This window comes from Bradyrhizobium pachyrhizi (genome assembly GCF_001189245.1).
GTDB classification, from domain to species: Bacteria; Pseudomonadota; Alphaproteobacteria; order Rhizobiales; family Xanthobacteraceae; genus Bradyrhizobium; species Bradyrhizobium pachyrhizi.
Genome location: NZ_LFIQ01000117.1, coordinates 335124 through 343487 on the forward strand (window position 1 = coordinate 335124; position 8364 = coordinate 343487).

7 protein-coding genes are annotated in these 8364 nt (G+C 66.0%); 6 read left to right on the top strand and 1 reads right to left on the bottom strand.

The genetic code is table 11. From position 1 onward, the window contains the following. Nucleotides 1-123: 123 nt before the first annotated feature. The 6 genes from AKL29_RS33380 (at nucleotide 124) to AKL29_RS33405 (ending at nucleotide 7526) form a co-directional block, all read left to right on the top strand. Nucleotides 124-1998 (top strand): methylmalonyl-CoA mutase family protein, encoded by a 1875-nt coding sequence (locus tag AKL29_RS33380; RefSeq protein ID WP_028331648.1) that lies wholly within the window; start codon nucleotides 124-126, stop codon nucleotides 1996-1998. After that, complete coding sequence (locus AKL29_RS33385) at nucleotides 1995-2465, top strand: GFA family protein (RefSeq protein WP_028331649.1); 471 nt, start codon at nucleotides 1995-1997, stop codon at nucleotides 2463-2465. Before AKL29_RS33380 ends, AKL29_RS33385 begins: the two co-directional genes overlap by 4 nt. Nucleotides 2466-2520: 55 nt before the next feature. Further along, entirely contained in the window at nucleotides 2521-4677 is a 2157-nt protein-coding gene (gene scpA / locus AKL29_RS33390; RefSeq protein ID WP_050387100.1) for a methylmalonyl-CoA mutase, read from the top strand. A gap of 35 nt (nucleotides 4678-4712) precedes the next feature. Further along, entirely contained in the window at nucleotides 4713-5525 is an 813-nt protein-coding gene (locus tag AKL29_RS33395) for a DUF3298 and DUF4163 domain-containing protein (RefSeq protein WP_082190777.1), read from the top strand. 364 nt (nucleotides 5526-5889) lie between these two features. Then, nucleotides 5890-6882, top strand: a complete 993-nt coding sequence (gene meaB, locus AKL29_RS33400; protein WP_028331652.1) for a methylmalonyl Co-A mutase-associated GTPase MeaB — start codon at nucleotides 5890-5892, stop codon at nucleotides 6880-6882. Further along, nucleotides 6879-7526 (top strand): pyroglutamyl-peptidase I, encoded by a 648-nt coding sequence (locus AKL29_RS33405; RefSeq protein WP_050387101.1) that lies wholly within the window; start codon nucleotides 6879-6881, stop codon nucleotides 7524-7526. Before meaB ends, AKL29_RS33405 begins: the two co-directional genes overlap by 4 nt. Before the next feature lie 32 nt (nucleotides 7527-7558). Here the strand turns inward: AKL29_RS33405 and AKL29_RS33410 are convergent, their stop codons facing one another. Beyond that, nucleotides 7559-7849 carry a hypothetical protein gene (locus AKL29_RS33410; RefSeq protein WP_028331654.1) on the bottom strand — a complete coding sequence of 97 codons (291 nt, stop codon included), beginning with the start codon at nucleotides 7847-7849 and terminating at the stop codon, nucleotides 7559-7561. Between the last annotated feature and the right edge of the window lie 515 nt (nucleotides 7850-8364).

Below are 8364 nucleotides of genomic sequence, written 5' to 3' on the forward strand. Positions count from 1 at the left end.
TCTAGCGGACCTCGATTAAAGCCAAACCATCGCAAACAACCGTTTGGCTTGGCCGCCCGCCCGTGGCAATTTCCGGCCAAATCAAGGGGCCCCGCGCGGGCCGGTGAAGGACGATTTGGGCGGATGACGACCTCGACTGACGATTTGGCTCTGGCTTCGGATTTTCGACCTGCGACCTATGACGACTGGCGCAAGCTGGTCGACGGCGTGCTGAAGGGCGCCCCGTTCGAGAAGCTGGTCGGCAAGACCTATGACGGCCTGAAGATCGATCCGATCTACCGCCGCGCCACCAACACAAACCCGCTTGCCGGCCGCGCCGCCGCTGCGCCCTGGCAGATCCTGCAGCGGGTCGATCATCCCGATGCCGCACAGGCTAATGCGCAAGCGCTGCAGGATCTCGAGAACGGCGCGACCGGCCTCGAATTCGAGTTCGCCGGCGGTCCCGGTGCGCGCGGCTTCGGTCTTGCCGACGCCAGCAAGAAGACGCTGGCGCGCGCCTGCGGCGGCATCCATCTCGATGCCGGCATCATGATCGCGCTCAATCCGGTGATCGGCCGCGAGAACGCCGGCGAGACCTTTGCCGACATGGTCGAGGCCCGCAAGCTCGACCCGGCCAAGCTCGATCTGCATTTCAATTACCAGGCGCTCAGCACCATGGCCGTGCGCGGCGCCGCGGCCATCGCCTGGCCCAACTACGAAAAGTCGTTCGGCCAGGTCGTCAATGGCCTGATCAGGCGCGGCTTCAAGGGGCCGTTCGTGCTGGCCGACGGCCGGCCGGTCCATGACGCCGGCGGTTCCGAGGTGCAGGAACTCGCGTTCACGCTCGCGCTGGGCCTCGCCTATCTGCGCATGCTGGAAGGCGCCGGCATCGATCTCGATGCGGCGCGCGCGGGCATCTCGTTCCGCCTCAGCGCCGATGCCGACCAGTTCCTGACCATGGCGAAATTCCGCGCGCTGCGGCTGCTCTGGGCACGGGTCGAGCAGGCCTGTGGGCTTGCGCCGAAGCCGATCTTCGTCAACGCGCAAACCGCCTGGCGGATGCTGACCCAGCGCGATCCCAATGTGAACATGCTGCGCGCGACGATCGCGACCTTTGCGGCCGGGCTCGGCGGCGCCAATGCGATCACGGTGCTGCCGCACACGCTGGCGCTCGGCCTGCCCGACGACTTCGCCCGGCGCGTGGCGCGCAACACGCAACTCGTGCTGCTCGATGAATCCAACCTGGCAAAGGTGTCCGATCCCGCGGCCGGCGCCGGCGGCATCGAGACGCTGACCTCGCAACTCTGCGAGGCGGCGTGGACGCTGTTCCAGGAGATCGAGAAGGCCGGCGGCATCTTCGCCGCGCTCGAGCAGGGGCTGCTGCAAAACAAGGTCGCCGCGACGCGATTGCTGCGCGAGACCAATGTGGCGAAGCGCCGCGACGTGCTGACCGGCGCCAGCGAATTTCCGGATCTGCGCGAGGCCGCCCCCGCGGTGCTGGATGTGAAACCATCAGCGTCGGCGTCCCTCGCCGGCACCAAGGTGAAGTTCGACGCCCTCGCGCCGATGCGGCTCGCCGAACCGTTCGAGGCGCTGCGCGACAAGTCGGATGCCGCGCTGAAGGCGCATGGCGCACGGCCGAAGATATTCCTGGCCAATCTCGGCACCCCCGCGGACTTCACGGCCCGCGCGACCTTCGCCAAGAGTTTCTTCGAAACCGGCGGGATCGAGGCTATCGACAGCGAGGGTTTTGCCGACGCGGCGGCGCTGGCCGCGGCCTACAAGGCCTCGGGCGCAACGATGGCATGCATTTGTTCCTCGGATAAGGTCTATGCCGCCAGCGCCGTTGAGGCCGCCAGGGCCCTTCAAGGCGCCGGTGCAAGGCATATCTATCTGGCAGGGCGGCCCGCCGACCAGGAAGCGGCGCTGCGGGCGGCCGGCATCGGCGAGTTCGTCTTCGCCGGCGGTGATGCGCTGGCGACATTGCGCGACGCCTATCGGCAGATGGAGCAGACATGAGCGCAGAGGCACCATCGACACCCGTTCTGACCGGCGGCTGCCAGTGCGGCGCCGTCCGATTTGCCGTCTCGGCGGCACCGACCCGGATCAGCATCTGCCACTGCCGGATGTGCCAGAAAGCGTCCGGGGCGCCATTTGCCTCTTTCGCCGACATCGATCGCAACGACTTCAAATGGACCCGCGGCAAGCCCGCCGCGTTCAGGTCCTCCTCGATCGCCGAGCGCGACTTCTGCGCCGCCTGCGGAACGCCCCTGAGCTTCCGCCGCATCGACGGGCCGCGGATCGAGATCATGACCGGCGCCTTCGACCGGCCCGACCGGGTGATACCGACGCAACAATTCGGAACCGAGTCCCGCCACGGCTGGGTGGTCGGCATTGCCAACCTGCCGAGCCAGACCACGATGCAGAATTACGGACCGGACAAGATGGCGACGATCGTCAGCCATCAGCATCCGGACCATGATTGAGTTAGAAGCTACAGCGATTGATCGAACGCAATCGCCAGTTTGAGGAAGCCCAGGAATGACCCGCATTCCCAATTTCGCCGATGTCGCCTTCCAGCCCGTGGCCAGTACGGCTCCGGTTGCGAGCGCCGAGCCCTGGCTGACGCCCGAGGGCATCCCGGTGAAATCCGTCTACGGTGAAGCCGATCTCGAAGGCATCGACTTCCTCGAGACCTGGCCGGGGATCGCGCCCTATCTGCGCGGCCCCTACCCGACCATGTATGTCAACCAGCCCTGGACCATCCGGCAATATGCCGGCTTCTCCACGGCGGAGGACTCCAACGCCTTTTATCGCCGCAACCTCGCGTCCGGACAGAAGGGCCTGTCGGTCGCCTTCGACCTCGCCACCCACCGCGGCTATGACTCGGATCATCCGCGCGTCTCCGGCGACGTCGGCATGGCCGGCGTCGCGATCGATTCCATCTACGACATGCGCACGCTGTTCGCCGGCATCCCGCTCGACCAGATGAGCGTGTCGATGACCATGAACGGCGCGGTGCTGCCGATCCTCGCGCTATTCGTCGCGGCTGCCGAGGAACAGGGCGTGCCGCCGGAGAAACTGTCGGGCACCATTCAGAACGACATTCTGAAAGAGTTCATGGTGCGCAACACCTACATCTATCCACCTGGCCCCTCGATGCGGATCATCTCGGACATCTTCGCCTACACCTCGCAGCGGATGCCGAAATACAATTCCATTTCCATTTCCGGCTACCACATGCAGGAAGCCGGCGCGACGCAGGACCTCGAGCTCGCCTATACCTTGGCCGACGGCGTCGAATATCTGCGCGCCGGGCTGGCCGCGGGCCTCGACGTCGACCGCTTTGCGCCGCGGCTGTCGTTCTTCTGGGCGATCGGCATGAACTTCTTCATGGAAGTCGCCAAGATGCGCGCCGCGCGGCTGTTGTGGGCCAAGCTGCTCAAGCAGTTCAATCCGAAGGATCCGCGCTCGCTGTCGCTGCGCACCCATTGCCAGACCTCGGGCTGGTCGCTGACCGCGCAGGACGTCTTCAACAACGTGATGCGCACCACGATCGAGGCGATGGCGGCAACCCAAGGCCACACCCAGTCGCTGCACACCAACGCGCTCGACGAGGCCCTGGCGCTGCCGACCGACTTCTCCGCGCGCATCGCCCGCAACACCCAGCTGTTCCTGCAGCAGGAGAGCGGCACCAACCGCATCATCGATCCCTGGGGCGGCTCCTATTATGTCGAGCGGCTGACCCGCGATCTCGCGCAGAAGGCCTGGGGGCACATCCAGGAGGTCGAGGCGCTCGGCGGCATGGCCAAGGCGATCGAGGCCGGCGTGCCGAAGCTCAGGATCGAGGAAGCTTCCGCCAAGACGCAGGCGCGGATCGATGCCGGCCGGCAGGCGGTGATCGGCGTCAACAAGTTCAAGCCCGAGAGCGAGAAGCCGATCGACGTGCTCAAGGTGGAGAACTCCACCGTGCGGCGGCTGCAGATCGACAAGCTGGCGCGGCTCAAGAAGGAGCGCAACCAGAAGGACGTCGATGCGGCGCTCGCCGCGCTCACCCGCTCGGCGGGCGAAGGCAACGGCAATTTGCTGGCGCTGGCGATCGACGCCGCTCGCGCCAAAGCCACCGTCGGCGAGATTTCGGACGCCATGGAAAAGGTGTTCGGCCGCCACCGCGCCGAGATCAAGTCCATCACCGGCGTCTACAAGCGAGAGGCAGCGGCGATGTCCAACAAGGTCGAAAAAGTGCAGGCCCTGATCGATGCGTTCGAGGAGGCCGAAGGCCGCCGCCCGCGCATCCTGGTGGCGAAAATCGGCCAGGACGGCCATGACCGCGGCCAGAAGGTGATCGCATCGGCGTTCGCCGATGTCGGCTTCGACGTCGATATCGGGCCGTTGTTCGCGACCGCCGACGAAGCCGCCCGTCAGGCAGTCGAGAACGACGTCCACATTCTCGGCGTCTCCTCGCTTGCCGCGGCGCATCTCACCGCGGTGCCGGAATTGAAGGCCGCGCTGAACAAGCACGGCCGCGACGACATCATGATCATCATCGGCGGCGTGGTGCCGCCGCAGGATTACGACGCGCTGTATGCGGCCGGCGCCGAGGCGATCTTCCCGCCGGGCACTGTGATCTCGGATGCCGCCGAGGAGCTGATCCACAAGCTCAACGCCCGGCTCGGCCATAGCGCTGCAGCGGAGTAGCGCTGCCGTATCCCCTCTCCTTTCAGGAGCTTTCCATGCGCGCCGCTCGCTCGATGACGCCTGTCCGCATCGTGGGTCTTGCCGGCGTGCTCGCTTGCCTCTGCCTTCCCGCGCGCGCCGCCGATCCCAAGGCCGATCCGAAGCCCGACGCCGCGATCAAGAACGCAAGCATCGAGGCCAGCGTCTATCTCGACGACAAGATCAAGGGAGATAGTGCGCTGGCGGCCGATTGCCTCGCCGAAGGCCGGAAGTGGATCGAGAAGAATGCGGCGGAGGCGGCTTCCGCGCGGAAGGATGAGCCCAAGCTCTTCAAGGATCGCGGCGGCTACTCGTTCGAACGCAAATACTCCGAACGCTCCGTCGTCGACGGCCGCTATGTGAGCGTGCTGCGCGATGACTACATGGACACCCACGGCGCGCATCCGAACTCCGACGTCAACACCATCCTGTGGAATACGACGGCGAAGAAGCGCATCAGCATCCGCCCCTTCTTCACCGAGACCGCAGACAACAGCCCGACCCTGACGGCGATGCGCAAGGCCGTCGTCAGCGCGCTGAACGCCGAGAAGAAGCGGCGCGGCGCCGGCGAGACCGCGACCGCCTGGTGGTACAAGGAGCTGAAGCCCACCCTGCTCAAGATCGGCGCCGTGACGCTGGCGCCGTCGACCGTATCAGGCAAGAGCTCCGGCCTCACCTTCCACTACCCGCCCTACACCGTCGGCCCCTATGCCGAAGGCCAATACGTCATCTTCGTGCCGTGGGAGACGCTGAAGCCGTATCTGACGGCGGAAGGCACGAAAATCTTCGCCGGCGCGCGGCCGAAGGGCGACGCAGACGATCGAGACTAGAACATGACGAAGTCAGGTTGAACCGGTCTCGAGGCAAGGCGCGGCACCTGCCATATGCCCCAGGGCGAGCGTGCGTCTGCGCGATTTCGGAATATTGGAAAAATATCCGTGAGTTGCCCGACGTGTCAAGTAGCCGGGTCGAACGCCGGCCACCGCAGGCTACTTTGCATGGGGTTGTTTTCGATATTTTGGCAACGCGCCTCCCCCCTCCCGCGAGTGACCCGCAAGCGCGAGAGAGAGTGCACCACCGCCTTTGCGGCCATTCAACCTCATCACCTCATGTCCGAGGCGTCATCAACAAGCCGCGCCGGTGCCGATCCGCGTTCCCCTCGCCTGCCATGGCCAGCCGTTGTAAACCAACACCATGACCTCACCGAAGCCTGCCGCTCCCGACATCAGCGCCCTCGCCAAGGACCTCCGTGACGGCCACCGCGCCGCGCTGGCACGGGCGATCACGCTGGTCGAGAGCCGGCGCAGCGATCACCAGGCGGCGGCGCGCGAGTTGGTGCAGGCGCTCTTGCCCGACACCGGGAAGGCGGTACGGGTCGGCATCACCGGTTCGCCCGGCGTCGGCAAGTCGACCACCATCGATGCGCTCGGCATGTTCCTGATCGAGCGCGGCCACAAGGTCGCGGTGCTGGCGGTCGATCCGTCCTCGGCGCGCACCGGCGGCTCGATCCTCGGCGACAAGACCCGGATGGCGCGGCTCGCCGTCTCCGACCAGGCCTTCATCCGTCCCTCGCCCTCCTCGGGCACGCTCGGCGGCGTCGCGGCGAAGACCCGCGAGGCGATGCTGTTGTGCGAGGCCGCCGGCTTCGACGTCGTGCTGGTCGAGACCGTCGGCATCGGCCAGTCCGAGACCGCGGTCTGCGACATGACCGACTTCTTCCTGGCCTTGATGCTGCCGGGCGCCGGTGACGAGCTGCAGGGCATCAAGAAAGGCCTTGTCGAACTCGCCGACATGATCGCGATCAACAAGGCCGACGGCGACAACCTCAAGCGCGCCAACCTCGCCGCCGCCGACTATCGCAGCGCGCTGCACATCCTCGCGCCGCGCTCCGAGCACTGGCATCCGCCGGTGGAGACCTATTCGGCGCTGACCGGCGCCGGGCTCGACCGGCTCTGGCAGAAGATCCTCGACCACCGTACCGCGATGAACGCCTCGGGCGAGTTCGCCGGCCGCCGCCGGGAGCAGCAGGTGAAGTGGATGTGGTCGATGCTGGAGAGCCGGATGATGGCGCGGCTTCGCTCTGATGCCGCGATCCGCGCCAAGGTGAAGAAGATGGAGGCCGAGGTCGCCGGCGGCCGCATCTCGCCCGCGGTCGCGGCCGAACAGATCGCGGAGATGCTGCGTTGAGCGGCAGGCTGCGCATCCTCGTCACCGGCTTCGGGCCGTTTCCGGGTGCGCCGTTCAACCCGACCATGCCGTTGGTGAAGCGGCTGACCGCCCTGCGCCGCCCGGCCTTCGACGACGTCGCACTGTCGAGCCATATCTTCGACGTCACCTACGCGGCCGTCGACCGCGAATTGCCGGAGCTGATCGCAAAACACCGCCCGCAGGCGCTCTTGATGTTCGGGCTCGCCGGCCGCACCGGCTATCTGCGGATCGAAAGCCGCGCCCGCAACGCGGTGACCACGCGCTTCCCCGACGCCGGCCGCCAGCATGCACGCAAGGGATCGATCGAGGGCGACGCCGATGCACGCATGTTCGGGCCGCATACTGACAAATTACTGCGCGCCGCGCTGGCGACCGGGATCGACGCGCGAGCCTCGCGCGATGCCGGCAGCTATCTCTGCAACTATCTGAGCTGGCGCGCGATCGAGGCCGTGAACGACGACAATGACTTGTGCCTCGCGCAATTCGTCCACGTTCCGCCGCTCGCCCATGACGGCACGGCTGCACCCGGCAAATCATCGATCACGCTGGAAGCGCTCGTCGATGCCGGCGAGGCCATGCTGATGGAGCTGGTGAAACTGACCCGGCAGGCCTCGCGCGCGTGAGCGTGCGGATCGGGCGGTGCAAGTGCACGCCCTTAGTTGGCATCCTCCAACTCACGCGTACGCAAGCTGCGCATCATTTCAATGAATTCAGGCTCCGCAGGATCGATCTTGCGGAATCTGTAGGGTTCGAACCCAATCATCGGAGGAGGTAGCGCGACGCCTGCCAGCCCGACAGTCAGACTCCCCGTCCAGGTCGTCCCGATGAAATTGACGCGGTAGATGCGCCCCTTGTGCAGCAAATGATGGATCGCCACTACCGGCCCAATGGCTCCTTTCTTCGGGCCATTGTCGATGCAGACAACCAGGTCTCCCACGTCAAACACCGGTCTCTCCTCTCAAGCCAGCGGGCGAGCAATAGTCCAGACGCGTCAACCGTAGACCCCCAGCAAATACTAAAATTGGATCGAATGACGAGGTCTGCAGCGGCCATTCAGTGTCGGCCATCGCCCGGACGACGCCTGGGAAGGAACCGTGGGCCCGCATTCTCCCCGGTTTCAGGCCAGCGAATGCGGGGCATCCAGTACGCCGCGGCTTCTCGGCTCAAACACAAGCGTCTCTGGAATGCTGGATCACGCGCATGCGCGCGTGATGACACCGGGGAACGCCTCTTTGACAACGTGAAGCGGTTGCACCCGCGATTAACCCTACCGCCAACAATCGGCCCGCTGCGAGGGCGTGTTCACCATGCCGCGCCGCCTTTCGCGCTACCACTCGACCCGCGAACGTCACCGCTCGCGAATGTTGCGAGGGCCTTGCCCATGGACGTCAACCGCCGCCATCTGATCGGAGCAACCGCCGCCGGCGCGGCCGGCGCGCTTGCGATGTCGCCTGACGCTGC